At 58.8% G+C, this 25,917-nt stretch carries 23 protein-coding genes; 5 read left to right on the top strand and 18 right to left on the bottom strand.

The annotated features are described in order from the left end of the window. Positions 1–6 precede the first annotated feature (6 nt). The 6 genes from WFN61_RS02430 to WFN61_RS02405 form a co-directional block, all read right to left on the bottom strand. Entirely contained in the window at positions 7–1,128 is a 1,122-nt protein-coding gene (locus tag WFN61_RS02430; protein WP_312466305.1) for a PQQ-dependent sugar dehydrogenase, read from the bottom strand. A gap of 188 nt (positions 1,129–1,316) precedes the next feature. After that, positions 1,317–2,090 carry a COG4705 family protein gene (locus WFN61_RS02425; RefSeq protein ID WP_312272651.1) on the bottom strand — a complete coding sequence of 258 codons (774 nt, stop codon included), beginning with the start codon at positions 2,088–2,090 and terminating at the stop codon, positions 1,317–1,319. 167 nt (positions 2,091–2,257) lie between these two features. Beyond that, on the bottom strand, positions 2,258–2,683 hold the full coding sequence (gene arsC / locus WFN61_RS02420; RefSeq protein WP_238083980.1) for a glutaredoxin-dependent arsenate reductase: 426 nt from the start codon (positions 2,681–2,683) through the stop codon (positions 2,258–2,260). 12 nt (positions 2,684–2,695) lie between these two features. After that, positions 2,696–3,985, bottom strand: a complete 1,290-nt coding sequence (locus WFN61_RS02415) for an arsenic transporter (RefSeq protein WP_312235792.1) — start codon at positions 3,983–3,985, stop codon at positions 2,696–2,698. A 44-nt stretch (positions 3,986–4,029) separates the two neighbouring features. Then, entirely contained in the window at positions 4,030–4,350 is a 321-nt protein-coding gene (locus WFN61_RS02410; protein WP_312272654.1) for a metalloregulator ArsR/SmtB family transcription factor, read from the bottom strand. 161 nt (positions 4,351–4,511) lie between these two features. Further along, positions 4,512–4,898 (bottom strand): biofilm formation regulator BssR, encoded by a 387-nt coding sequence (locus WFN61_RS02405; protein ID WP_144813173.1) that lies wholly within the window; start codon positions 4,896–4,898, stop codon positions 4,512–4,514. 211 nt (positions 4,899–5,109) lie between these two features. Between WFN61_RS02405 and rimO the strand changes: the two genes are divergently transcribed. Continuing rightward, positions 5,110–6,429, top strand: coding sequence for a 30S ribosomal protein S12 methylthiotransferase RimO (gene rimO / locus WFN61_RS02400; protein WP_144813176.1), 1,320 nt, complete (start codon positions 5,110–5,112; stop codon positions 6,427–6,429). A gap of 92 nt (positions 6,430–6,521) precedes the next feature. Here the strand turns inward: rimO and WFN61_RS02395 are convergent, their stop codons facing one another. The 11 genes from WFN61_RS02395 to gsiA form a co-directional block, all read right to left on the bottom strand. Next, positions 6,522–7,532, bottom strand: coding sequence for an SIS domain-containing protein (locus tag WFN61_RS02395; protein ID WP_257757033.1), 1,011 nt, complete (start codon positions 7,530–7,532; stop codon positions 6,522–6,524). 18 nt (positions 7,533–7,550) lie between these two features. Continuing rightward, entirely contained in the window at positions 7,551–8,612 is a 1,062-nt protein-coding gene (locus WFN61_RS02390) for an SIS domain-containing protein (protein ID WP_337038085.1), read from the bottom strand. Between the two features lie 27 nt (positions 8,613–8,639). Then, complete coding sequence (locus WFN61_RS02385; RefSeq protein WP_257757032.1) at positions 8,640–9,488, bottom strand: PTS system mannose/fructose/sorbose family transporter subunit IID; 849 nt, start codon at positions 9,486–9,488, stop codon at positions 8,640–8,642. Next, entirely contained in the window at positions 9,466–10,245 is a 780-nt protein-coding gene (locus WFN61_RS02380; RefSeq protein ID WP_144813186.1) for a PTS mannose/fructose/sorbose/N-acetylgalactosamine transporter subunit IIC, read from the bottom strand. Before WFN61_RS02380 ends, WFN61_RS02385 begins: the two co-directional genes overlap by 23 nt. A gap of 16 nt (positions 10,246–10,261) precedes the next feature. Further along, positions 10,262–10,732, bottom strand: a complete 471-nt coding sequence (locus WFN61_RS02375; RefSeq protein WP_337037468.1) for a PTS sugar transporter subunit IIB — start codon at positions 10,730–10,732, stop codon at positions 10,262–10,264. A 15-nt stretch (positions 10,733–10,747) separates the two neighbouring features. Continuing rightward, positions 10,748–11,170 carry a PTS sugar transporter subunit IIA gene (locus tag WFN61_RS02370; RefSeq protein WP_144813192.1) on the bottom strand — a complete coding sequence of 141 codons (423 nt, stop codon included), beginning with the start codon at positions 11,168–11,170 and terminating at the stop codon, positions 10,748–10,750. A gap of 101 nt (positions 11,171–11,271) precedes the next feature. Beyond that, positions 11,272–14,034 carry a sigma 54-interacting transcriptional regulator gene (locus WFN61_RS02365; RefSeq protein WP_337037465.1) on the bottom strand — a complete coding sequence of 921 codons (2,763 nt, stop codon included), beginning with the start codon at positions 14,032–14,034 and terminating at the stop codon, positions 11,272–11,274. 195 nt (positions 14,035–14,229) lie between these two features. After that, a complete protein-coding gene (gene gsiD / locus WFN61_RS02360; RefSeq protein WP_144813201.1) occupies positions 14,230–15,141 on the bottom strand; it encodes a glutathione ABC transporter permease GsiD in 912 nt (303 codons plus the stop codon). Between the two features lie 2 nt (positions 15,142–15,143). After that, on the bottom strand, positions 15,144–16,064 hold the full coding sequence (gene gsiC, locus WFN61_RS02355) for a glutathione ABC transporter permease GsiC (protein ID WP_144813204.1): 921 nt from the start codon (positions 16,062–16,064) through the stop codon (positions 15,144–15,146). Positions 16,065–16,114: 50 nt separating this feature from the next. Continuing rightward, entirely contained in the window at positions 16,115–17,653 is a 1,539-nt protein-coding gene (gsiB, locus tag WFN61_RS02350) for a glutathione ABC transporter substrate-binding protein GsiB (RefSeq protein ID WP_144813208.1), read from the bottom strand. A 33-nt stretch (positions 17,654–17,686) separates the two neighbouring features. Then, complete coding sequence (gene gsiA, locus WFN61_RS02345; RefSeq protein WP_312272659.1) at positions 17,687–19,567, bottom strand: glutathione ABC transporter ATP-binding protein GsiA; 1,881 nt, start codon at positions 19,565–19,567, stop codon at positions 17,687–17,689. 202 nt (positions 19,568–19,769) lie between these two features. Here gsiA and moeA point away from each other — a divergent pair, with 202 nt between their 5' ends. Both moeA and moeB read left to right on the top strand, forming a co-directional pair. After that, positions 19,770–21,005 (top strand): molybdopterin molybdotransferase MoeA, encoded by a 1,236-nt coding sequence (gene moeA, locus WFN61_RS02340; protein WP_337037459.1) that lies wholly within the window; start codon positions 19,770–19,772, stop codon positions 21,003–21,005. Next, positions 21,005–21,757 carry a molybdopterin-synthase adenylyltransferase MoeB gene (gene moeB, locus WFN61_RS02335; protein ID WP_257757025.1) on the top strand — a complete coding sequence of 251 codons (753 nt, stop codon included), beginning with the start codon at positions 21,005–21,007 and terminating at the stop codon, positions 21,755–21,757. The genes moeA and moeB overlap by 1 nt, the downstream gene beginning before the upstream one ends. A 3-nt stretch (positions 21,758–21,760) precedes the next feature. Here moeB and fsa read toward each other — a convergent pair whose 3' ends face one another. Further along, positions 21,761–22,423: a fructose-6-phosphate aldolase gene (gene fsa, locus WFN61_RS02330; protein WP_312282230.1), complete on the bottom strand. Its 663-nt coding sequence runs from the start codon at positions 22,421–22,423 to the stop codon at positions 21,761–21,763. A 133-nt stretch (positions 22,424–22,556) separates the two neighbouring features. Between fsa and WFN61_RS02325 the strand changes: the two genes are divergently transcribed. Beyond that, entirely contained in the window at positions 22,557–23,456 is a 900-nt protein-coding gene (locus WFN61_RS02325; RefSeq protein ID WP_312282231.1) for a glycyl-radical enzyme activating protein, read from the top strand. Positions 23,457–23,460: 4 nt separating this feature from the next. Then, complete coding sequence (locus WFN61_RS02320; protein ID WP_337037457.1) at positions 23,461–25,893, top strand: formate C-acetyltransferase/glycerol dehydratase family glycyl radical enzyme; 2,433 nt, start codon at positions 23,461–23,463, stop codon at positions 25,891–25,893. Positions 25,894–25,917 lie beyond the last annotated feature (24 nt).

The raw sequence follows: 25,917 nt of genomic DNA, 5'->3' as shown, positions 1-25,917 counted from the left end.
CGGTCTTTATTGTGCCCCTGCCGGACTCACCTTTAACAGCTCGCCGTCGGACTCGTCGGTGAGCACATAGAGGTAGCCGTCGGGGCCAACCCGCACGTCGCGGATGCGCTGGTTGCGATCGCCCAGAATGCGCCCGTCCTCGGTGACCTTATCTCCGTTCACGCTCATGACAATGACGTCCTTGTCCTTCAGCGCGCCGATAAACAGCTTGTGCTGCCACTGTGGGAAGGTCGATGCGTTATAGAACGCCATGCCGCTGACCGCCGGGGAGTTTTTCCAGTAGAACGCAGGCTGCTCGGTTCCGGCCACAATCTCCCCCTTCGCCTCGGGGATCTTCATCCCGCTGTAGTTAATGCCCCAGGTCGCCAGCGGCCAGCCGTAGTTTTTACCTCTCTGCGGGATATTAATTTCGTCGCCGCCGCGCGGGCCGTGCTCGTTCAGCCATAGCGCGTCGGTCCATGGATTCATCGCCATCCCCTGTGGGTTACGGATGCCGTAGGACCAGATCTCCTTGCGCGCGTTGGCGTTGTTGGCAAAGGGGTTATCATCTGGTACAGCGCCTTCATCGGTCAGGCGCACCACTTTCCCTTGAAGCTTATCGAGATCCTGGGCGGTAGGACGCTGATTATTTTCTCCCAGCGCAATATAGAGGTAGCCCTTGCCGTCAAAGACCAGTCGTCCGCCAAAGTGGTTGCCGGTAGAGAGCTTAGGGGTCTGGCGGAAGACCACCTTAAACGCCTCCAGCCGGGAGAGATCGTCGCTTAAGCGTCCGTAGCCCACCGCCGTCCCGGCCCGGCCGTCATTACCCGCTTCGGCATAGCTCAACCACACCCGGCGCGACTGGGCAAAATCCGGGGCCAGCACAACGTCAAACAGGCCGCCCTGCCCGTTGGCCCACACTTTCGGTACGCCAGAGAGGGGATCGGATAGTCCGCTTCCCGCCTGCCAGTGGCGCAGCTGACCGCCACGCAGGGTGATAAGCATGCCTTTATCGTCGGGCAAAAAGGCCAGCGACCAGGGGTGATCGAGTTTAGTTTGTAGCACCTCGACCGCTACCGGCACAGGCGCGGCAAAAATCGAAGCGGAGAGAAACAGCGCGGGGATAGCAATTATAACGTTGCGACGCATGGGGCACTCCTTTTAGGGTCTCTGGCATAAAGGTTAGCCAGCACGAGGCCGCATGCATCGGGTTTTACAAAAGCTTTAAATTACCTGCCTGACGCTTAAGCAGGTGAATAACCTCAGGAAAGCAGAGCGAACTCTGCTTTCCTGTAAAGGTATTTACGCTGCCCCCGTTAAGGGCGAGCGATTATTGATTAATTCGTTGCCGCAGTTTTCATTGCCGGACGCTGCGGTATGAACCAGATAAACCCAATAATAATAAGCACCAGCGCCAGTGAGGCACCGTAGCGGCTAAGCGCCAGCCCACCCTCCGCCACCGGTTTATCCATAAAATCGCCTACGACCGCGCCCAAAGGACGGGTCAAAACAAAGGCAGCCCAGAAGAGCGCAGTGCGTGAAAGTGAGGTAAAGCGGCTGGCGGCCCAGATAATAGCCAGTGCCCCAACAAACAGCAGAATACCGCCGCCATAGCCCAGCCCTTCGCTATCTGCGGTCCAGTCACCTAATGCAGTTCCCAGCGTCTGTGAAAACATAATGGTGACCCAGTAAAAACTTTCTGTTCGTACGTTGTTTACGGAGCTCACGGCAATAGTGCCGCAGCATACACGCCATATAAGAAGAGAGAGTATCAGTAACGTACTCAGCAGCAACGTTCCGCCGAGGTAACCAATTCCCAATGAGCGATCGGCAAAGTCCGCCAGCGTCGTACCCACGGTAGTGGTGGCAATGACGGTAAACCAGTAGATCCACTTATTAAAACTGTCGCGTTTAATTTGCACCATGACAGCAATGAGAAAGATAACGGCAAAAATCAACGTACCGGTAAGGTAGCCCAGATCCATTGACATGGTCACTGCATCGCCACCGGTTTCACCCAGCGTGGTTGCTGCAATCTTGGTTAACCAAAACGCCAAGGTTACCGCAGGAACTTTACTCAGAGAAGAGGATTCTGTGAATTTATATGGCATAAAAATGCACTCCGCAAAAGCCCGGGATGGGCTAACGTAGCGCTCAGGTTAGTAGAATAGTCTTAAGACGGGATTAAGATACATGTCGATTCTTAATAAATTACGCCCCGTGAATATTTACTTAGCTGAATATACGTTTAGCCGCCGGACAATGTGAAGTGGCTAGATTATTTAACCCGTGTCCCCGTTTCGTTAATGACCTTTTCACCATCCTCTTTGGTAAAAGCGCCTTTCTGGCCTTCAGGCAGAATATCCAGCACCCTTTCTGAGGGGCGACAAAGACGTGTGCCAAGCGGCGTTACGACTATCGGTCGATTAATCAGAATCGGATACTGAAGCATAAAACCGATCAACTGCTCATCAGAAAATGCCTCTTCATCAAGGCCAAGTTGCTCATAAGGCTCAACGTTGGTACGCAATAAAGCACGTACCGTTATCCCCATATCTGAAATAAGGCTAATAAGCTTATCGCGGGTCGGTGGCGTATCAAGGTAGTAAATAATAGTCGGTTCAGTACCGCTGTTACGGATCATCTCCAGCGTGTTACGTGAGGTGCCGCAGGCCGGGTTGTGATAAATGGTAATATTGCTCATATCAGTATCTCATTAAACAGTGACAGAGAGCCGCCACGCCAGCGCGGCCAGCGTGACGAACAGTACGGGCAGGGTCATCATAATGCCGGTGCGGAAGTAATACCCCCAGGCGATGGTCATATTTTTCTGCGCCAGCACGTGCAGCCACAGCAGGGTCGCCAGGCTGCCAATCGGGGTAATTTTGGGGCCTAAATCGCAGCCAATGACGTTAGCGTAAATCATTGCCTCTTTGACGATGCCGGTCGCTGCGCTCCCGTCAATCGACAGGGCGCCAATCAACACCGTCGGCATATTGTTCATCACCGAAGAGAGGAACGCCGTCAGGAAGCCGGTACCGAGCGTAGCTGTCCATAAGCCCCTGTCTGCCATCTGGCTCAGCACGGCGGAGAGTGTAGCGGTGAGTCCCGCATTGCGCAGGCCATAGACCACCAGGTACATACCCAGCGAGAAAATCACGATCTGCCAGGGCGCCCCGCGTAATACTTTTCCTGTATCGATCGCATGCCCTCTTTTCGCCACTACAAACAGCACCGCCGCGCCGGCTGCCGCTATCGCGCTGACAGGGATCCCCAGAGGCTCCAGAACAAAGAAACCGATCAGAAGAAGCACCAGCACAATCCAGCCTGTCCTGAACGTCGCCGGATCCTTTATCGCACTGGCCGGTGCCTTCAGGAGTGAAACGTCATAGGTCGCCGGAATATCTTTCCTGAAAAAGAGATGCAGCATAACCAGCGTGGCCGCAATAGCAGCCAGGTCCACGGGGATCATGACAGAGGCGTACCGGGTGAAGCCCAGACCGAAGAAATCCGCCGAGACAATATTGACCAGATTCGAGACAATCAGCGGCAGACTGGCGGTATCCGCAATAAACCCCGCGGCCATCACAAAGGCCAGCGTGGTCTCTTTGCTGAACCCTAATGCGAGCAGCATCGCAATCACAATCGGCGTCAGGATCAGCGCTGCGCCATCGTTGGCAAACAGCGCGGCGACGGTAGCGCCCAGAAGAACAATCCAGCTAAACAGCAGCCGACCGCGCCCGTTACCCCAGCGGGCAACATGCAGTGCCGCCCATTCAAAGAAACCGGACTCATCCAGCAGCAGGCTGATAACGATCACCGCAATAAATGCCGCCGTCGCGTTCCAGACGATGTTCCAGACGACAGGGATATCATCAATGTGAATGACGCCGGTCGCCAGCGCCAGCGCGGCCCCAATGCTTGCGCTCCAGCCGATACTGAGGCCTCTGGGCTGCCAGATGACCAACACCAGCGTCAGCAAAAAAAGACTCCCTGCCAAAAGCATTCCAGACTCCATTATATATGGTTAGGTATATGTTATTGATGGTGTCAGCAGGCGGTGCAGGCCGATTTGGCCAGCCAGTGACGCACATCTTCCCGCAGACAGTGCCAGGAGGTGGCGATCGTCTCCGCCGCCCACGCCGGCATGTGGGGCGACAGACGATAGTGGATCCATTTGCCTTCACGCCGGTCAAGAACCAGCTCCGCCTCGCGGAGGATCGCCATGTGCCGCGAAATTTTAGGCTGGGACTGCGCGGTAACCGCACAGAGATCGCAGACGCACAGCTCGCCACACTCCCGCAGAAGCATGACAATAGCGAGGCGTGTCTCATCCGACAATATTTTGAAAAGCTGAACAGGCTGTAGCATCGATCGCTCCCTCTCTCGCAGAATACACATATGTTAAATCATATGTGTCGGATTGGAAATACCTCGCCGCCGCCCATTCGTTGACAGAGAAGACCGCGCCTGTTTTTAAAAGAGGTATCTTTAACCAGGGAGATAAGGGGGAGTTGCCTCCCCCCGGGGATTCAGGACTCCATTGCCAGCGGTGCTTGCTCGCTGAGGTTCTGAATACATACGTTGAGGGTTTTAAGACAGCGATCAAGCGTCTCTACGTTTACAGCAATATAGTTCGGGCAGTCATGGTGCCCACTCATTAAGCAGATACCCGCAGCGGAGAGTGCTCCCTCTGCCCGGCACAGCGCTTCACGTTCTCTGGCATCCGGCACGACATACGCATGTCGCTCCAGGCCGCGTATTTGTTTTGATAACTCAAAAAAGCTGTCACGCAGATAGTTGCTTTCGCTGACTGACATGTAACCCTTCGCCTTTCTGAGCTGGACGTACGCTGCAAGATCGATGCTGGCGTTTGCAAGTTTTCTCAGCAGGCTTCGTTTCTGTCTGTCAACGGTCATGCTAGATCCTCCCTTGTCGGCCTAATCACAAATTAAGCATAAGCTCATTTTTTGTGCAAAATTATGAGCTGGGTCAATATTTATCCAGCCTTTAACAATTTTTACAGTGCGACAACCTTCACAAAATCTAACCAATTGAGTTAGCAGTAGAGAGTCGCCGCAAACCCGTGTAAAATCGCCCGGTTTTTTCTTCTGTTTACTTTGTGAGCGTATGAGCATACAACAACCGCGTATTGGCTTTGTCTCCCTGGGCTGCCCGAAAAACCTGGTGGATTCCGAACGCATTCTTACCGAACTGCGCACCGAGGGTTATGATGTGGTGCCGCGTTACGACGATGCCGATATGGTGATCGTTAACACCTGCGGCTTTATCGATAGCGCCGTGCAGGAGTCGCTGGAGGCGATTGGCGAAGCCCTGAATGAGAACGGCAAGGTGATCGTCACCGGCTGTCTGGGGGCAAAAGTGGATCAGATCCGCGAAGTGCACCCGAAGGTGCTGGAGATCACCGGTCCGCACAGCTATGAGCAGGTTCTGGAGCACGTGCATCACTATGTGCCAAAACCAAAGCACAACCCGTTCCTGAGCCTGGTGCCGGAACAGGGCGTCAAGCTGACCCCGCGCCACTACGCCTACCTGAAAATTTCCGAAGGCTGCAACCACCGCTGCACCTTCTGCATTATTCCGTCCATGCGTGGCGATCTCGACAGCCGTCCGATTGGCGACGTGCTGGCCGAGGCCAAGCGTCTGGTTGACGCGGGCGTGAAAGAGCTGCTGGTGATCTCGCAGGACACCTCCGCCTACGGCGTTGACGTTAAGCACCGCACCGGCTTCTACAACGGCTCGCCGGTGAAAACCAGCATGGTCAGCCTGTGCGAAGAGCTGTCTAAGCTCGGCGTCTGGGTGCGTCTGCACTACGTCTACCCTTACCCGCACGTTGACGACGTCATCCCGCTGATGGCCGAAGGCAAGATCCTGCCGTATCTGGATATCCCGATGCAGCACGCCAGTCCGCGCATCCTCAAGTTGATGAAGCGCCCAGGCTCGGTGGATCGCCAGCTGGCCCGCATCAAGCAGTGGCGTGAAGTCTGCCCTGAGCTGACCCTGCGCTCGACCTTTATCGTCGGCTTCCCCGGTGAAACCGAGGAAGATTTCCAGATGCTGCTCGACTTCCTCGTTGAAGCCCGTCTGGACCGCGTGGGCTGCTTCAAATACAGCCCGGTGGAAGGTGCGACCGCTAACGAATTACCGGATCAGGTGCCGGAAGAGATAAAAGAAGAGCGCTGGAACCGCTTTATGCAGCTGCAGCAGCAGATCTCTGCCGAGCGTCTGCAGGAGAAGGTGGGCCGTGAGATCCTGGTGATTATCGATGAAGTCGATGAAGAAGGCGCGATTGGCCGCAGCATGGCCGATGCCCCGGAGATCGACGGCGCGGTCTACCTCAACGGCGAAACCAACGTGAAGCCGGGCGACGTTGTCCGCGTGAAGGTTGAAAACGCCGACGAATACGACCTGTGGGGTACCCGGGTTTAATCGACCCTGTGCATAACGCCTGATGGCGCTACGCTTATCAGGCCTACAAAACTCCAGGCCCGGCAAGCTTGCGCCGCCGGGCGTTCGTTCTATTAATACTCGAACTGCCGGTAGTAGCGGCGAATATCGAGACTGTGGCCGGTGTAGTGCTCAAAATGGGCCGCCAGCCGATCCACCAGCAGCGTCGACGCTACGCAAGGGGCAAGGATCCCGCGAAACGCATCATCAATCCCATCAAGGGCATAGTCACGCGGATCAATCACCACCAGATGGTCCGTGATCTTCGCTGCAAAACGCTCAACCCGCTCATCCAGCGCCCGACATTTCCCCTCCCCCTTCACCAGAAACAGCGGGACCTCTTTCTCCAGCAGCTCCAGCGTGCCGTGGAAAAACTCGGCCGAGGTGACGGATTTGGTGCGTTTCCACTGCATCTCCTCGAGAATACACATTGAGAAGAGATAGACTTCGCCCCACATCTCCGCGCCGCCAATCCACATCATATAGTCGCTGGTGTGGTATTTACGCGCGATGTCATCTGCCTGCGGATCAAACTTTATTTTCGCCTGTAACAGGTTCTCCGGTAATAACTCCAGCTGGCTGGCAAAACGGTCATAGTCTGCAAATTCACCGTTACGGTTAACCAGACGGAAAAAGAACCAGTAGAGCAGCATATACTCATATTCCACGCCGTTTTTGTGGCGCATCGGAATATGCCAGCCTGCCGCGCTGGCCAGCGGCGAGTCGCTGTTTTTGGTAATGGCAACAACGCGGATCCCCTGCGCCTTACACCATTCGGCAAGCTCTACGGACTCTTTGGTATCACCGGATTTAGAGAGCGTGACCACCACCGATTGCTTAGTTAATTTCTTATGCCCGGTATGAATTAACTCTGCGGCCTGCTCAAGGTAAACCGGCAGCGTGGTCATCTCTTTGGCAAAGGCATTAATGGCCATCATTGGTGCCAGAGAGCCCCCGACCGAGGCAAAAAATAGGGCATCATATTCCTGCTGAAATATCTCATCAGCGGCCTGCTCAGCCTGTTTACGCGCAGCAACGATCTCACGAGCACTCGTCAGGTACTCGTCCTGATTAAAACCCAACATATTTTATCTCCTGATTAATTAGATCTTACTTTTTAATACGCGGTCAAAGTCATCAAAAATACGTACCGAAAGATCGATCCCTTTGGCACACGCCGTACGCCAGGCCAGCACCTGCATCGGCACAATCAGCAGCAGCGAGGCGAGGTCGTGCTCAAGCGGGAAGTTAAGGGCCAGCGTCTGGGGATCCTGCGCCTCGCTCAGGGTTACCAGGAAGGCCTGGTTTACCGCCGGAGTCATGTAGTCCCGCAGCGCCCGCAGGCGTCTGTCTGGCGCATCCTCAATAAAAAACATCACGTGCTGGGCATTGGCTTCCAGATAGGGGCCGTGCATGTAGGCCTCCAGCTCAAAGCCGCTGGACGGCACGCGAACCGTTTCGGTGAACTTGGTCTCAAACTCTTTTGCCACGCCGGTCAACGCCCCGTAGCCGATAGCCACAAAACGTGTCCCGTTTTGCAAGGTGGCCTGATGGCGATCGAAAAACGCCTCCGTCTGGGCTATCGCCTGAGGAATGGCGGCGGCGAGCTGGCTTAGCTGATGCAGCGTAACCTGCGCCTCTTCGTCCGCAATCTGCTTTTTCGCCCGGGCGAGGGTAAGCGCAATCAGCAGCAGGTTCAGCACCGTGGCGCTGAAACCCCGGGTGACGAAACCCACCTGCTCGATGCCGGTATTGATATCCAGCACGTAATCGCTGCCCTTGCCGATGGGGCTTTGCGGATCTGAAGTCAGGGCAAATACCGGCAGCCCCGCCGCCTGAACCTTCTCCATCGCCGCCAGCGTCGAGGCACTCTTGCCGCTCTGGGATACAGCAATCACCAGATCGGTGTGCGGATCGACGGTTTCATAGTGGACAAAGTTATACGGCTCTTTGATCTCCACCCGCAGACCGTAGCGCCGCTCGAAAAGATCCCGCGCGCAGACGGCAGCGTTAAACGAGGAGCCGGTCGCCAGCAGCAGCAGGCGCTGCACCGGGCGCTCGCGGGCAAAGGCCTCAATCGCCGCCAGGCTATGCCGATGCTCGCGAAGGATCGTCTCCAGCGCCGTAGGCTCCTCTTCGATATAGGTCATCATGGTTGGTAACATAATGGTAGGTGACATAGGTTTCTCCAGTTAAAACAGGCCAATCCACGAGCCGAAAATGCCCACCAGCGCCATCCCACCGATAATAGTGAGCGGTTTTACCCTACGGCCCAGCAGCCAGTAGACGATGCCAAAGCTGATGAGCGGCAGCAGGCAGGGCATGACGTTGTTGATAATGTCCTGCACCTCGGTCTTTGCCTCTCCCGTGCCAAAGCTGATGGGGATAGTGATGTTGATCATCGAGGCGGTCATCGCCCCCACCACCATCAGCCCCATTATCGATGCGCCGTAGGTCAGGCTCTCCATCATGCCGCTCTGCTGAACGCGCTGAAGCACCCCGGTACCGAGCACGTAGCCCCAGCGGGTAAAGAACCAGCGCACCAGAATGTGCGGGACGTTAAACACCAGCAGAAAGAGGATCGGCCCGAGAATACTGCCCTGCAGCGCCAGGCTGGTGCCGATCCCCGTCGCGATCAGGCGTAGCGTCCCCCAGAAAAAGGAGTCGCCTAATCCCGCCAGCGGTCCCATCAGCGACGCCTTTACGTTATCAATCGCCCCGGCATCGATGGTTTTCTGCTGGCTGTTCTTCTCCTCCATCGCGGTGGTAATGCCCAGCAGCAGGGTGACGATGTGCGGCGTGGTGTTAAAGAACACCAGGTGACGCTTCAGGGCGATCCTGAGATCCTCTTTCTGCGGATAGAGCTTTTTCAGCACCGGAATGAGGGTGTAGACAAAGGCCAGGTTCATCTGCCGCTCGTAGTTCCAGGAGAACTCCATCTGGAAGGAGCGCCAAAAGACGCGGCGCAGATCCCGGGCGGTGATGACCTTCTCATCCTGCAGGTCAGGCAGGGTCTCTTCAGAAATCATCTTCGTCGTCATGGCTGACTCCTTGCTCTGTGGTGGCGCGAGGCGTGGTAAAGGCGGTGACGTTGACCATAATCACGGCCACAATAGCGCCGAGGATCGCAATGCCGGTGACCGGAATTTTCAGATAGGCCATCAGGACAAAGCCGAGGAAAAAGTAAGGCGCAACCTTTTTGTTGATCAGCAGCCGGGCCAGCATGGCAAAGCCCAGCGCCGGAATAATGCCCGTCGCCACGCTCAGGCCGTGCTTAATGAACTCCGGAATGGCGTCCAGCAGGGACTTGACCGCGCTGCTGCCCACCAGGAAGGAGACGGTCACCACCGTGGCCAGCATCAGCGACAGGCCAAACCCGGCGATCAGGTGCATCCGCTCTATGCCACGGGTATTGGCCTCGTCGGCATAGGCATCGGCCTTCTGGTTGAGCATGGGGATAAACATCCCGAGATAGACGTTTTTTAACACCAGCGTCAGGGTGGCGATGGGCAGTCCCAGCAGCAGCGCCGTTTCAGTCCCCGCGCCGGAGGTGATGGCGAACGCCACGCCCAGCACGCCACCGGTCACGACGTCCGGCGGAATGGATGCGCCCACGGAGAAGGAGCCGATAAAGGCCAGCTCCAGCGTCGCGCCCATGATAATGCCTGTCTGGACATCACCCAGCACCAGACCGGTTAATAAGCCGGTGACAATGGGCCGGGATATTAACGAGGTGCCCAGGGCATATTCCGACTGGGCGATAAACGCCACCAGTCCGAGTAAAAGTGCCTCTACCATAGTTAATCCTCAGGAATTACAAACATTCCGTTATGAGCTGCTTGCGATCGTTGGGGACCTGACGGATCTCAATTTCAACCCCCTGCCCCACCAGTTCATTGAGCCTGGTAATTTCGTCAGGCAGCAGATTCACCGCCTTCGAGATATTTCTGCTGCCCTCTTTGGCCTTTATTCCGCCGAGGTTGATACTTTTAATTTCCGGTATCTCGCGGGCCAGGCGCCAGGCATCCTCTATCGACTCCACGACGATAAACAGCGTATATTTGTCGGTAACGCCGCTTTTAATGGCTTCTATCGAGTCAGCGATATTCTTAATTACCAGCTTCACCGACGGCGGCTTCGCCAGCTTGATGGTGGTTTTACGCAGCTCGTCATTAGGGACGCTGTCATTGGCAATCAGAATGCAGTCTGCACCCACGTATTGTGTCCATGAGAACGCCACCTGGCCGTGCAATAAACGATGGTCTACCCGCACTAACGTAATCATCCTGTTTCCTCCCTCTTAGAAATCTTTATCCGCCTGCATTGCGCTGGAGATGGTGTAGTTACAGTATTGAATGCTCTCCCGGGAGCTTATTAACGCCTCCTCGATAAGCTTCCCGGTATCAGGCTCGTCGCTGGAAATAAGCAGATCGATCACCAGCGGCAGATTGAGGCCCGCCACCAGATGGAAACGGGGCCGCTGCAGAAAACGAACAAATTCGTTATTTACGCTGCCAGCGAAGATATCGGTAATGACCACCACTTCGTCTTCATCAGGGATCTGCTGCATTAACTCCGTGACCTGCTCGGTTAAATCCCGCTGCTCCTCAACGTAGGCGCAGAGCGTCGAAATATCCGCCTGTTTACCGAGGATCAGCTCAACAGAGTCGAGCACGCCCCGGGCAAGGGTGCCATGGCTGGCAAATATGTAGTGTCGTTTCATCCTGTCCTCGAAAATGCGTTCCACTACCGGAGGTATTGCAACCGGCGTGCCACGAAAAAGTGGCGCACGATAAAATGCGCCACGACAGGAGAGTGTGAGGGTTAAAACTCTTGATCTTGCTGAATAAATTCCGTTTCCAGCGTGAGAATATTATGGATGTAACAAAGTTCTACTGCGGGGATTTTGACACTATAACTGCTCTCAATGACACTAAAGGCCTGCTTAATATCGGCCAGCTCGCTTTCCGGACACTGCCGTCCCGAATAGCTGGCAGGAGAGGCATTACGGATCAGCCGCTCTATCAGGCAGCTAATGTGTACGTAGAGCGCCACCTTGCGGTCGTTGGGGATCTGGCAGCCAGCCAGATGCTCATAACGCAGGACAAACTGCTCCACCTGGTTGAGCACCTTGCTGGTGTCGAGAATAGTGACCGACTCAATCACCCGTCGCAGGGAGAAGTTCTTCAGCAGCAGGTTGTTGATCTCGTCGATCTGCTCAGGCGTAGCAATATCGCCAAAGATACGCATCAGCTGGCCGTGGCCGTCCCCGGCGATCAGCGAATCCAGCGAGATCCACGGCACGGCGGGCAGGTGCGGATCAAAGGTGCCGACCACGGCCAGCATCTCGTAGCGATTAAACGCCAGCGCGCTCTCCTGCCCGTTGCTGAGCGTGTCGTAGTCGCAGGCGATGACATCAATGCCCAACGTCTCCGGGATACTGGCCTTCAGCAGCGCGCAGAGATTGGTTGCCGCGCCAAGGCCGGTGACGCAGGTGGTGAGGATCACCCGGGGGCGATTGGCCTGCGGCCAGAAGATCTGATGCTCAACCGGCAGATCGCCGCTGACCTCGCGGGCGATATCCTCAATCATATCGCCGCGTAAAATCCGCTCGCCCACGTAGAGCGCCATGCTGGTGGAGACGTTATTGACAATCGCCACCGGCGTTGCGACCCGGCGCTGGAAATGGTGATGGATAGCGTTGAGCGATCCCATATCGACGAGGATGATGACGCCCGAGGCCAGGGTATTGCTCTCGATGTAGTCCATCACCTGACGGGCAATGGCCTCCGGGGTGACATCCAGCGGCATATCAAAGGATTCAAACAGGTGATTTTTTAACAGCCGATTGGCGACGTTAGCAATGCTGCTGGCAGTGGCGTAGCCGTGGGCGAGGATCACGGCGCGGGTAACGTGCGGCTGGCTGACGGCTCCGGACTGATGCAGCCATAGCACCAGCAGCAGCGCATCGATCCGCTGCGGTTCGATATCCAGCTTCTGCGCCAGCGCAGTAATGATCGCCTGGCAAAAGCGGTAGAGCAGCGGGTACTTCTGGGCGAGAAAATCGTCGAGGCTGCGGATCCGCTCCTGGCTCAGGCGAGAGGGCGTGCTCCGCGAGCGGTGCACCAGATAGTGGCTCAGGGCGTAGATGCAGTTGCCGTTAAACTGAATGTTGAACTGCTTCTCCAGGCGGTAGAACTCCTCGCGCACCTGCTGGGTGGTCAGGAGTAGCATCGGCGAGTCCGTGGCGTCGCGATTATCGAAAATAAGCCGGTCGAAAAGCCCCTCGATCGCCTCCCCCATGCGCTTGCGGGCCTCTTCCCAGTCCGCGTGGCCGCTCATCCACTGCTCGTAGAGCGCCAGCACCTGGCACTGGGCGTCGTAGATCACCCCTCGGGTGGGATCGCGGGAGCGCAGGAGCCACACCAGGCTGGTCTGCGGCTCGACAATTAAATTGTCCTCTGCCGCCAGCGGTTCGCCAGAGGCGGGGATGGCCGCGGCAATCTTCTCCGGCAGATGCTGAATGCCCACGACCAGCTCCTCGCCGCCCCGCTGCTTGGCCCACGATGCCGCCACCGTGTACTTCACGGCGTTCTTCAGCTCGCCGACGTTGCCCCGATAGACAAAGTGGTTCAGGACCTGCATCAGCCGCGGAGTTAACGCCAGACGCACCGCCAGCTTTTTCGCCTCCTGCCAGAAAAAGAGCAGGATCAGCGCCTCCTTCTCCTGCCGGGAGCGGCTTTGCAGATCGGGCAGCGTCACCAGAATGGGGATACGGCGTAAAAAGGTGGTTAAAAAGGTGCTGTGCAGCTCCTCGGTGGTGGCGAAAACCAGCCGCGTTGAAACCGGGCGGCCCTGTGCGGTCTCCCCGACCCGGTAGATCTCTTTGCGGTCGAGCCAGGTAAAGAGCTTCTCCTGCCCCTCGGCGTTGAGCCGGTGCACCTCGTCAAGGAAGAGCATACCGCCATTGGCCGCCTCAAAGGCCCCCTGGCGATCGGTCTGCGCTCCGGTAAACGCGCCTTTGGCATAGCCAAACAGGTTAGCCGCCAGCAGCTCTGGGTTGCTGGCATACTGGGCGCAGTTAAAGCTGATGAAAGGCGCATCGTCCGCCAGCAGCCCCTCGGAGATAGCAAACTCGTGCATCAGATTCGCCATATAGCTTTTGCCCGTGCCGCTGTCGCCGGTAATCAGCAGCGGCAGGCCGCCGTCCGGATAAAAGAGTGCAGTTTTAAGCTGCTCAATAGGCTTTTTTAGGCTCTCATCGTGACCGATAAGCAGCGAAAAGTGATCGGGGCGTTCCGGCTCGGGTCCGCCGTCGCCGAGCAGCTGGGCAACACTCTCATACTCATTGGCAGCGAGGGGAAAAAACTGCTGGCTGAAGGTTTTTTTATGCAGAAAGTAGACCGGGCGGGTGTTGATCTTCACCAGCACACCCTGGGCAACAAGCTGGTTCAGATAGTGGCTGGCGGTGTTTCTCTTCAGCGAAAAGCGCTGCGCCAGATAGCTGGCGGTAAACACCTCGCTCAGCTTTTCCGGATCGAAAAAGTCAGTTTGATTTGCCAAAAACGTCAGTAATTCATCGCGCATTGCTTTCCCCTTAATGCCTCGTTCTGCGGATATGATGCCCGCAAACCGAGACCGCCGGGGAAAGCAACGGCGTCGAATTTATGCTTTTGTGGGGATGCGCACAGAATGCCCGGTGACGCTTCGCTTACGCAGGCCTACAAACTCGCACCGTACCCAGCGTAGGCCGGGCAAGCGTAGCGCCGCCCGGCATTAACCTCAGCCCTTTATCTTCGGATCCAGCGCGTCCCGCAGGCCGTCGCCCAGCAGGTTAAAGGCCAGCACGGTGAGGAAGATCGCCAGGCTCGGGAAGAGCGCCACGTGCGGGGCGATAACCATATCCGCTCGCGCCTCGTTGAGCATCGCCCCCCACTCCGGGGTCGGCGGCTGCGCGCCTAAACCAAGAAACGAGAGGCTGGCAGCGGAGATAATCGAGGTGCCGATGCGCATGGTGAAGTAGACCACGATAGATGAGATGGTTCCCGGCAGAATGTGGCGGAACAGGATAGTGGCATCGCTTGCGCCAATGCTGCGCGCCGACTCGATAAAGGTCTGCTGCTTGAGCACCAGCGTGTTGCCGCGCACCAGCCGGGCAAAGGCCGGCACTGAGAAGACCGCTACGGCGATAATCACGTTAGACATGCCGCTGCCCATCACCGCCACCACCGCAATCGCCAGCAGAATGCCGGGAAAGGCAAACAGCACGTCGCAGATGCGCATGATAATGCGATCCCACCAGCCCTCGTAGTACCCCGCCAGCAGGCCGAGCACCGTGCCGATCGCAGCCCCAATCAGCACCGCCAGCACCCCAGCGGCCAGCGAGATCTGTGCCCCGACCAGCACGCGGCTAAAGATATCCCGCCCGAGCGAGTCAACGCCGAACCAGTGCACCATCGACGGCCCGTCGTTGAGCCGGTCGTAGTCGAAGTAGTTCTCGGCATCGAAGGGCACGATCCACGGCGCGAGCGCAGCGACGATAATCAGCAGCAGCACGAACAGCCCTGCGGCCATCGCCATCGGCTGACGGCGAAACCGCCGCCAGAACTCATGCCACGGGGTGCGGATACGCGCCGGCTTGATCCCCGGCATGGCATTTAATAGTGCCTGGCGACGCCAGTTTAAAAGTCGCATCCTTACTTGTACCTGATAGCCGGGTTAATGGCAGCATAGAGCATATCCACCACTAAGTTGATAAGAATAAACTCCAGCGAGAAGAGCAGCACTTCGGCCTGGATCACCGGATAGTCGCGCATCTCCACCGAGTCCACCAGCAGACGGCCAAGGCCGGGCCAGTTAAAGACTTTTTCGACCACAATCGAGCCGCCGAGCAGGAAGCCAAACTGCAGGCCCATCATGGTCACCACCGGGATCATGGCGTTGCGCAGGCCATGCTTGAGGATCACCCACTTCTCGCTCACCCCTTTGGCACGTGCGGTGCGCATGTAGTCCTCGTTGAGCACGTCAACAAAGGAGGCGCGGGTAAAGCGCGCCATCACCGCCGCCACCGCCGCGCCGAGGGTTACCGACGGCAGAACGTAGTGTCGCCAGCTATCCGCCCCCACCGTGGGCAGCCAGCCCAGCTCAACGGAGAAGACCTGCATCAGCAGCATGCCGAGGGCAAAGGCCGGAAACGAAATACCGGTCACCGCCAGCGCCATGCCGATGCGATCCGGCCAGCGGTTGCGCCAGACCGCGGCGACAATGCCCGCGGCGAGGCCGAACAGCATTGCCCAGACCATGCTGGCAATGGTGAGCCAGAAGGTGGGCATGAAACGGCTGGCGATCTCCTCTGCCACCGGACGTCGGGAGACCATCGACATGCCAAAGTCGCCCTGCAACACGTTGCTGATGTAGTGCCAGAACTGCTGCCACAGCGGCTGGTCAAGGCCCAGCTGCTGGCGCACCAGCGCCACCACCTGCGCATCGGCCTCGGGTCCGGCAATCAGCCGCGCTGGATCCCCCGGCAGCATATGCACGAACAGAAACACCAGCACGGCCACAATCAGCAGCGTGGGGATCAGGCCGAGCAGGCGTTTAAAAAAATAGTTAAGCATCTTCTACCCTGTTGCTGGCCCCCGCCGCGCTGGACGGAGGCCATGCACGACTATTTTAAGTCTGCGTCGTCAAAGCTAAAGCCGGTATCCGGCATGATATAAAAACCGCTTAGATCTTTATTGTGTGCGGAAACCAGTTTCTCTACCACCAGCGGCACCCACGGAGACTCTTTCCAGATGGTATCCTGCGCCGCCTTATAGTGCTGCGCCTTCTCCTCGTTGCTGGTGGTCTTCAGCGCGGCGGCGAGATCCTTATCAACCTGCGGATTGCTGTAGAACGCGGTGTTGAACAGGGTTGGCGGCCAGTTCTGCGAGGCGAACAGCGGCGACAGCGCCCAGTCCGCTTCGCCGGTCGACGCCGACCAGCCGGTGTAGAACATCCTCACGCCGCTCTCTTTCTGCCCCTTGCCCTCAACTTCGGCGGCACGCTGCCCGGCATCCATCGCCGTGACCTGCGCTTTGATGCCAACCTGGGCCAGCTGCTGCTGGGTAAACTGCAGCACCTTCTGGGCGGTACTGTGGTTATGGGAAGACCATAGCGTGGTGGTGAACCCGTTCGGGTAGCCCGCCTCTTTCAGCAGCGCCCGCGCCTTGGCCGGATCGTAGGGCCACGGCTGGTAGCTCTGGGCGTAGGCAATAGACGGCGGCACGATGCCGGTGGCCGGAGTGGCGTAGCCAGCAAAGGCGACCTTCACCAGCGCCTGGCGGTTGATGGCGTAGTTGATCGCCTCGCGCACCTTCGGATTATCAAACGGCTTCTGCGTTACGTTGAGGCTGATGTAGCGCTGCATGATTGACGGGCTGGCGACCAGCTCCAGCCTGGGGTTCTTCTTCAGTACGGCGGCCTGCTCGTAGGGGATCGGGAAGGCAAACTGCGCCTCGCCGGTCTGAAGCATCGCCGCGCGGGTATTGTTGTCCACCACCGGACGCCAGGTGATGGTATCCAGCTTCGGCAGCCCCTGCTGCCAGTAGCCAGCAAACTTCTTCACCTTCACAAAGTCAGTCTGGTTCCAGGTCTCCAGCGCGTACGGGCCGGTGCCCACCGGGTGGAAGCCAATCTCTTTGCCATACTTTTTCAGCGCGGCGGGAGAGATCATCGCCGTGGCCGGATGGGCGAGAATATTAATAAACGCCGAGAAGGGCTGCGTGAGGGTGATCTTCACCGTCGTGGGATCCACCGCCTCGGTTTTAGCGATATTTTTGTAGAGGTTATAGCGCTTTAGCCCGCTCTCTTTATTGCTGGCGCGGTCGAGGTTGGCCTTTACCGCCTCGGCGTTAAAGTCGGTGCCGTCCTGGAACTTGACGCCGCTGCGCAGCTTAATGGTATAAACCAGCCCGTCGTCAGAGACGGTGTAGCTCTCGGCAAGGACGTTTTGCAGCTTCATGTCTTTATCAAGACCAAACAGCCCCTGATAGAACGACTTCGCTACCGCCTGGGAGAGCGTGTCGTTTGCGTCATAGGGATCGAGCGTGGTGAAGTTCGACCCGACGGCCACCACCACGTCTTTGGCAGCGAAGGCGGGTGCCACGGCGAGCGCGGCGGCAACGCCTAGCGCCAGTCGCCATTTACGCGCAACAAATTGTGTCATCTTATTCTCCTGAAGTTCCCTGCCTGTTAACGATTAAAAACGAGATTGCGTGCTGCCGGGCGTCGAGCGGGCAACATAGTGGCCAGGCCCGACGCAGTGCAGCTCCACGCGGTGTGGATCCTCACCCGGCTTATAGATATTGCTGGGCATATCGTCAGAGAGCAGCACGCGCTGCGCCCGAGGATGCCCCGGCTCGGCCACCGGCACGGCGGCCATCAGCTTGCGCGTATAGGGGTGCTGCGGGTTTTCAAACACCGCCCGCCGGGGACCGATCTCCACGATCTGTCCAAGGTACATCACCGCTACCCGATGGCTGATACGCTCCACCACTGCCATATCGTGGGAGATAAACAGAAAGGCGATGCCCATCTCCCGCTGCAAATCGAGTAGCAGATTAATAATCTGCGCCTGGATTGAGACGTCCAGGGCGGAAACCGCCTCGTCGGCGACCACCACTTTGGGATCGAGAGCCAGCGCGCGGGCGATGCTGATGCGCTGCCGCTGGCCGCCGGAAAACTCATGGGGATAGCGCCAGGCGTGCTCGGGCTTGAGCCCCACCCGCTCCAGCAGCCAGGCCACCCGGCGCTGGGCATCTTCCACCCCCATCAGCCGATGCACGCGCAGCGGCTCCATAATCGAGTAACCCACCGTCTGGCGCGGATCGAGAGAGGCGTAGGGATCCTGGAAGATAAACTGGATATCCCGACGCAGCGGCTGCAGCTTGCTGTCCGGCAGGGTATCGATCCGCTTGCCCTCAAACAGGATAGACCCGCCCTGGGATTCCACCAGCCGCAGCAGCGCCCGGCCGGTGGTGGATTTTCCGCTGCCGGACTCCCCTACCAGCGCCAGCGTCTCGCCAGGCCAAAGGTCGAAGCTAACATGCTCTACGGCGCGTACCTCGCGGGTGACGCGGTTGAGAATACCGCTACGCAGACCGAAGCGGGTCACCAGGTCGCGCACCTGGAGGATCGGCTCGCCGTCAACCACCGTATCCTGCTCAATTTCAGCCTCGTGCTGGTCCGGATGCTCCTTGCTTACCAGCGGCAGGCGGCGAGGCAGATCGCTGCCGTTCATCGCCCCCAGTTTCGGCACGGCCGCCAGCAGCGCTTTGGTGTAGGCGTGCTGCGGGCTGTGGAACACGGTCTCCACGGGACCGGTCTCGACCGCCTCACCCTGGTACATCACCAGCACCCGGTCGGCGATATCCGCCACCACGCCCATATCGTGGGTGATAAAGATCACCCCCATTGCCATCTCTTTTTGCAGCACGTTAATGAGCTGTAGAATCTGCGCCTGAATTGTCACGTCCAGGGCAGTGGTCGGCTCGTCGGCGATCAGCACCGCAGGACGGCAGGAGAGCGCCATGGCGATCATCACCCGCTGGCGCATGCCGCCGGAGAGCTGGTGCGGGTAGCGGGCGAGGATCGCGTCGGCCTCCGGAATGCGCACCTGCTCCAGCATCCGTTTCGCCTCGGTGAGCGCCGCTTCGCGCCCCAGCTTCTGATGCAGGCGGATCGATTCGGCGATCTGCTCCCCCACGGTAAACACCGGGTTGAGAGAGGTCATCGGCTCCTGGAAAATCATCGCGATATCGGCCCCGCGCACGCCGCGCATCTGCGCCTGGCTTAAGGCGTTGAGATCCACTATCTGGCGATTGCGCCGCTGGAGCCGCATCCCATCGCACTGCACGCTGGCTCCGCTCTGCTGCTCCAGCAGACGCAGCAGCGCCAGGGCGGTGACCGATTTGCCCGAGCCGGACTCCCCGACGATCGCCAGCGTCTCGCCGCGTTGCAGGCTGAACGACAGATCGCGCACCGCCTGCGTCACCTGGCCTTCGTTTTCGAAACGAATGTTCAGGTTGCTGACCTCCAGCACGGGGCTATTTTCAGTTTGCTGAATTTGCGGCTTAGTCATTATCTTTTGCTCGGCTGGCAGCTTTTTCTATAAATATCATTATCGTCGCCGCAGTTTCATACGAATTTTGACTATAGAAAGTCGAAACGATGATGTAAAGCGCGCGCGCGGCAATGGCACATAATGGGTACATACAGTCTGGCCCGGTTTTCTGCCATAATGGCGCATTGATTTCCCAGATTGCCCTCCCAGGAGTGAACTCATGGACCATACCGCCGGGCTGATCCCGCTTGACGCGGCGCTCGCTCAGATGCTGTCGCACATTACCCCCCTCACCGACTACGAAACGCTGCCCCTGCACGCCAGCTTTGGCCGGGTGACGGCGCGAGAGATTGTCTCCCCGCTTAACGTCCCGGGCTTCGATAACGCCGCGATGGATGGCTACGCCGTGCGTCTTGATGCGCTACGGGCTGGCGTGCCGCAGCCGGTGGCGGGCAAAGCCTTTGCCGGGCAGCCGTTCCACGGCGAGTGGCCTGCGGGGAGCTGCATCCGCATTATGACCGGTGCGCCCATTCCGCCGGGCTGCGATGCGGTGGTGATGCAGGAGGAGACCGAACAGAGCGACGCCGGGGTGCTGTTTACCGGTGACGTGCGTCCTGGACAGCACATTCGCCGCGCCGGGGAGGATATTACCCAGGGTGCCGTGGTCTATGCGCCGGGCACCACTCTGACGGTGGCGGAGCTGCCGGTGCTGGCCTCCCTCGGCATTCCCGAGGTTGAGGTCGTGCGCAAAGTGCGGGTGGCCCTCTTCTCCACCGGCGATGAGCTTCAACTGCCGGGTCAGCCGCTGGGCGATGGCCAGATCTACGACACTAACCGGCTGGCAGTGCACATCATGCTGGAGCAGCTCGGCTGCGAGGTGATCAACCTCGGCATCATTCCGGACGACCCCGCCCGGCTGCGCGAGGCGTTTATTGCCGCTGACCAGCAGGCCGACGTGGTGATCAGCTCCGGCGGCGTCTCGGTGGGCGAAGCGGACTACACCAAAACCCTGCTGGAAGAGCTGGGGGAGATCGCCTTCTGGAAGCTGGCGATTAAGCCAGGCAAGCCGTTTGCCTTCGGCAAGCTCCGCCGCGCCTGGTTCTGCGGCCTGCCGGGTAACCCGGTCTCGGCGGCGCTCACCTTCTACCAGCTGGTTCAGCCCCTGCTGGCCCGCCTGAGCGGCAAGCCTGGCAGCCCCCTGCCGCCGCGCCTGCGGGTCCGGGCCGCTACCCGGCTGAAGAAAACGCCGGGGCGTCTCGACTTCCAGCGCGGTATCGTTGAGCGCGACGCCGAGGGGAATTTACAGGTGAGCACGACCGGTCACCAGGGTTCCCACATCTTCAGCTCCTTTAGCCAGGGCAACTGCTTTATCGTGCTGGAGCGCGAGCGCGGCAGCGTCGAGCCAGGGGAGTGGGTAGAGATCGAGCCGTTTAACCATCTGTTTGGGGGGCTGTGATGGCCGTCGAGCTGAGCGATAGCGAGATGCTGCGCTACAACCGGCAGATTGTCCTGCGCGGCTTCGATTTTGACGGGCAGGAGGCGCTGAAAGCCTCCCGCGTGCTGGTGGTGGGCCTGGGCGGACTCGGCTGCGCCGCTGCCCAGTACCTGACGGCGGCGGGCATCGGTCACCTGACGCTGCTGGACTTCGACACCGTGTCGCTGTCGAATTTGCAGCGCCAGACCCTGCATAGCGACGCAACCATTGGTCAGCCGAAGGTCGTCTCGGCGCGGGCGTCGCTGGCGCGGATCAATCCGCTGGTGAGCTTCACCACGCTCAATGCGCAATTAGAAGGCGAGGCGCTGCACGCCCAGATTGCCGCCCACGATCTGGTTCTGGACTGCACCGATAACGTCGAGATCCGCAACCAGCTTAATGCTGGCTGCTTCAAGACCAGGGTGCCGCTGGTGTCCGGGGCCGCGATCCGCATGGAGGGGCAGATTAGCGTCTTTACCTGGCAGGAGGGAGAGCCATGCTACCGCTGCCTGAGCCGCCTGTTTGGCGATACGGCGCTGACCTGCGTTGAGGCGGGGGTGATGGCGCCGCTGGTCGGGGTCATTGGCGCACTGCAGGCGATGGAGGCGATCAAGGTGCTGACGAGGTTTGGCCAGAGCGCCGCCGGGAAAATTGTCCTGTACGACGCCATGACCTGTCAGTTCCGCGAGATGAAGTTAATGCGCAACCCGCAGTGCGAGGTGTGTGGCGGATAACGGTTAAATACCTGTCCGGCCAAACGCCGTCTGCCACTCCTGCTCAAACTTAACGATGGCCGCCTCTACCGCAGGGGCAGCGATAAACTGCTCCGCCACGTCCAGCGGCAGGGTAATCGCCTCGCAGCCCGCCAGCAGGCAATCCAGCGCCTGGCGCGGGGTCTTGAAGCTCGCCGCCAGCACCTTTGATCCCGGCGCGTGCAGGGTCAGCAGACGCTGTAGATCCGTCACCGTTTGAATACCGTCTCCGCCCTGAGCATCCACGCGGTTAACATAGGGTGCCACATACTCGGCTCCGGCCAGCGCGCTCAGCAGGCCCTGTCCCGCGCCGTACACCGCCGTCCCCAGCGTCGGGATCCCCTCGGCTTTCAGCAGCTTGATCGCCGCCAGCCCTTCCGCGCTTACCGGCACCTTCACCACGATATCGGCGATGATAGCGCGCAGTTTATGCGCCTCGGCCACCATCTCTTCGGCGTTGTTCGCTAATACCTGGGCAAAGAGCCGCCCTTTTCCACCCAGGGCATCATGCAGGGCCGGCAGCAGCGCCACCAGCGGCAGGTTGCCTTTCGCCACGATGCTCGGGTTGGTAGTGACCCCGGCCAGCGGGAAGCTGCGGGCCAGCCGTTTTACTGCCGCCACATCGGCGGTGTCCAGGTACAGTTCCATATGAACTCCTCAAAGTGAGAGATTAAGCATGGTTTAGAACTTAACTAATTCAACCTGCCAATATGTTGACCCGCGTCAAAATAACTTTCATTCGAAAGTAATTTAATCTGCATATGAAACATGAGGGCAGGTTATGATTTTCAATATTCAGCGCTACTCTACCCACGACGGCCCCGGCATTCGCACCGTCGTCTTCCTGAAAGGCTGCTCGCTGGCCTGTCGCTGGTGCCAAAACCCGGAGAGCCGCGCCCAGACGCGGGAGGTACTTTTTGATGCCCGCCTCTGTCTTGCCGGATGCGATCTCTGCCAGCAGGTCGCACCGGGCATAATTGACCGGGCGCTCAATGGCCTGCTGATCCATCGGGAAAAGCTCAGTGAGGCGCATCTTGCTGCGCTGGAAAGCTGCTGCCCCACCCAGGCCCTGACCGTCTGCGGCGAAAACCAACCGGTAGAGGAGATTATGGCCATCGTGCTGCGGGATAAACCCTTTTACCAGCGCAGCGGGGGCGGGATCACGCTTTCCGGTGGCGAACCCTTTATGCAGCCGGCGCTCAGTGCCGCGCTGCTGAAGTCCAGCGTTGAGCACGGCATTCACACGGCGGTTGAAACCTGCCTGCACGTGCCCTGGCGCTACATCGAACCTTCCCTGCCCTATACCGATCTCTTTCTTGCCGATCTCAAGCACGTCGACAGCAGGGTGTTTAAGACCTGGACCGACGGCTCGGCCAGGCGCGTGCTGGAGAACCTAAAACGGCTGGCGGCGCGGGGTAAGCAGCTGATTATCCGTGTGCCGCTGATCCCCGGCTTTAACGCTGATGAGGCCTCCATCGCGGCGATTACCCGCTTTGCCGCCCACGAGCTTAACGTCGAGGAGATCCACTTTCTGCCCTATCACACGCTGGGCATCAACAAATATCACCTGCTGAATCAGCCCTATACCGCGCCCGATAAGCCGCTCGACGCGCCGGGCCTGCTGGCCTTCGCCGAAGCGTCCGCCCGCGAGTATGGCCTGACCGCAACCCTACGAGGATAATGCCATGACCGAATTACGTCTTGATACGCTGACCCGCCGCATTCAGGCGCATAAAGATGCGCTGGTGCACATTGTTAAGCCCCCGGTCTGTACCGAGCGCGCCCGGCACTATACCGAGGCCTACCGGCAGCATCTCGATAAGCCCATTGCGGTGCGCCGAGCGCTGGCCCTCTCCCACCATCTTGCCGAGCGCACCATCTGGATTAAGCATGATGAGCTGATTATCGGCAACCAGGCAAGCGAGCTCCGCGCCGCGCCTATCTTCCCGGAATACACCGTCTCGTGGATCGAAAAGGAGATTGACGGCCTGGCCGATCGCCCTGGCGCGGGCTTTGCGGTGAGCGAAGAGAACAAGCGCGTGCTGCATGAGATCTGCCCGTGGTGGCGCGGCCAGACGGTACAGGATCGCTGCTACGGCATGTTTACCGATGAGCAGAAAGCCCTGCTGGCGACCGGTATTATCAAGGCCGAGGGCAATATGACCTCCGGCGATGCACACCTGGCGGTCAACTATCCGCTGCTGCTGGAGAAAGGGCTGGACGGTCTGCGCGCAAAGGTAGCCGAGCGTCGGTCGCGCATCAATCTCACCGTGCTGGAGGATCTGCACGGGGAGCAGTTCCTGAAGGCGATAGAGATAGTCCTGCATGCGGTCAGCGACCATATCAGCCGCTTTGCCGCCCTCGCCCGTGAGATGGCCAACGCCGAGCCGCGCGTCAGCCGCCGGGATGAGCTGCTGCAAATAGCCGAGAACTGCGACATCATCGCCCATCGTCCACCGGAAACCTACTGGCAGGCGTTACAGCTCTGCTACTTCATCCAGCTGATTTTGCAGATCGAATCCAACGGCCATTCGGTTTCGTTTGGCCGCATGGATCAGTATCTCTATCCTTACTACCGCCGCGACGTCGAGCTGAATCAGACCCTCTCCCGGGAACAGGCCATCGAGCTGCTGCACGGCTGCTGGCTGAAGCTGCTGGAGGTGAACAAGATCCGCTCCGGATCGCATTCGAAGGCGTCAGCCGGGAGCCCGCTGTATCAGAACGTGACCATCGGCGGCCAGAAATGGGTAGACGGTAAAGCGCTGGATGCGGTCAACCCGCTCTCGTATGCCATTCTTGAATCCTGTGGACGCCTGCGCTCGACTCAGCCCAACCTGAGCGTGCGCTACCACGCCGGAATGAGCAACGATTTCCTCGACGCCTGCGTACAGGTGATCCGCTGCGGTTTCGGCATGCCCGCCTTTAATAACGATGAAATTGTTATTCCTGAGTTTATTAAGCTGGGGATTACGCCGGAGGATGCCTGGGACTACGCGGCGATTGGCTGTATCGAAACCGCCGTGGGCGGCAAGTGGGGCTACCGCTGCACCGGGATGAGCTTTATCAACTTCGCCCGGGTGATGCTCGCCGCGCTGGAGGGAGGACGCGACGCCACCAGCGGCAAGGTGTTCCTGCCTCAGGAGAAGGCGCTATCGAAAGGTAACTTCGCCGACTTCAGCGAGGTCATGGCAGCCTGGGACGCGCAGATCCGCTACTACACCCGCAAATCCATTGAGATCGAATACGTGGTGGACACTATGCTGGAGGAGAACGTCCACGACATTCTCTGCTCGGCGCTGGTGGACGACTGCATTGAGCGGGCAAAGAGCATTAAACAGGGCGGCGCGAAGTACGACTGGGTATCGGGATTACAGGTAGGGATCGCCAACCTCGGCAACAGCCTGGCGGCAGTGAAAAAGCTGGTCTTTGACCAGGGCGTTATCGGCCAGCAGCAGCTCGCCGAGGCGCTGGCGGATGACTTTGATGGGCTGACCCACGAACAGCTGCGCCAGCGCTTAATCAACGGCGCACCAAAGTACGGCAACGACGATGACAGCGTCGATCTGCTGCTGAATCGCGCCTACGAAACCTATATTAACGAGCTGAAGCAGTATCACAATCCACGCTACGGACGCGGCCCCATCGGCGGCAACTACTACGCGGGCACCTCGTCCATCTCGGCTAACGTGCCGTTTGGCGCGGCAACGATGGCGACGCCAGACGGACGCAAAGCCATGACCCCGCTGGCGGAGGGAGCGAGCCCGGCATCCGGGACGGATCGGTTCGGCCCCACGGCGGTGATCAACTCCGTCGGCAAGTTGCCGGTGGGATCGATTCTCGGCGGCGTGCTGCTTAACCAGAAGCTCAACCCAACCACGCTGGAAAACGACAGCGATCGGCAGAAGCTGATGATGCTGCTGCGCACCTTCTTCGAGGTGCATAAAGGGTGGCATATTCAGTACAACATCGTCTCCCGCGAGACGCTGCTGGCGGCGAAAGCGCACCCTGATCGGTATCGTGATCTGGTGGTGCGCGTGGCGGGCTACTCGGCATTCTTTACCGCCCTGTCGCCGGATGCGCAGGATGATATTATCGCCCGTACCGAGCACACGTTGTAACCAGCAACGCCCGGCGGCGCAAGC

Origin of the sequence: Pseudescherichia sp. AS216 (genome assembly GCF_037152055.1) — a bacterium.
In the GTDB taxonomy this organism is placed as follows: Bacteria; Pseudomonadota; Gammaproteobacteria; order Enterobacterales; family Enterobacteriaceae; genus Pseudescherichia.
This window is presented reverse-complemented; position numbering and strand designations above follow the sequence as displayed.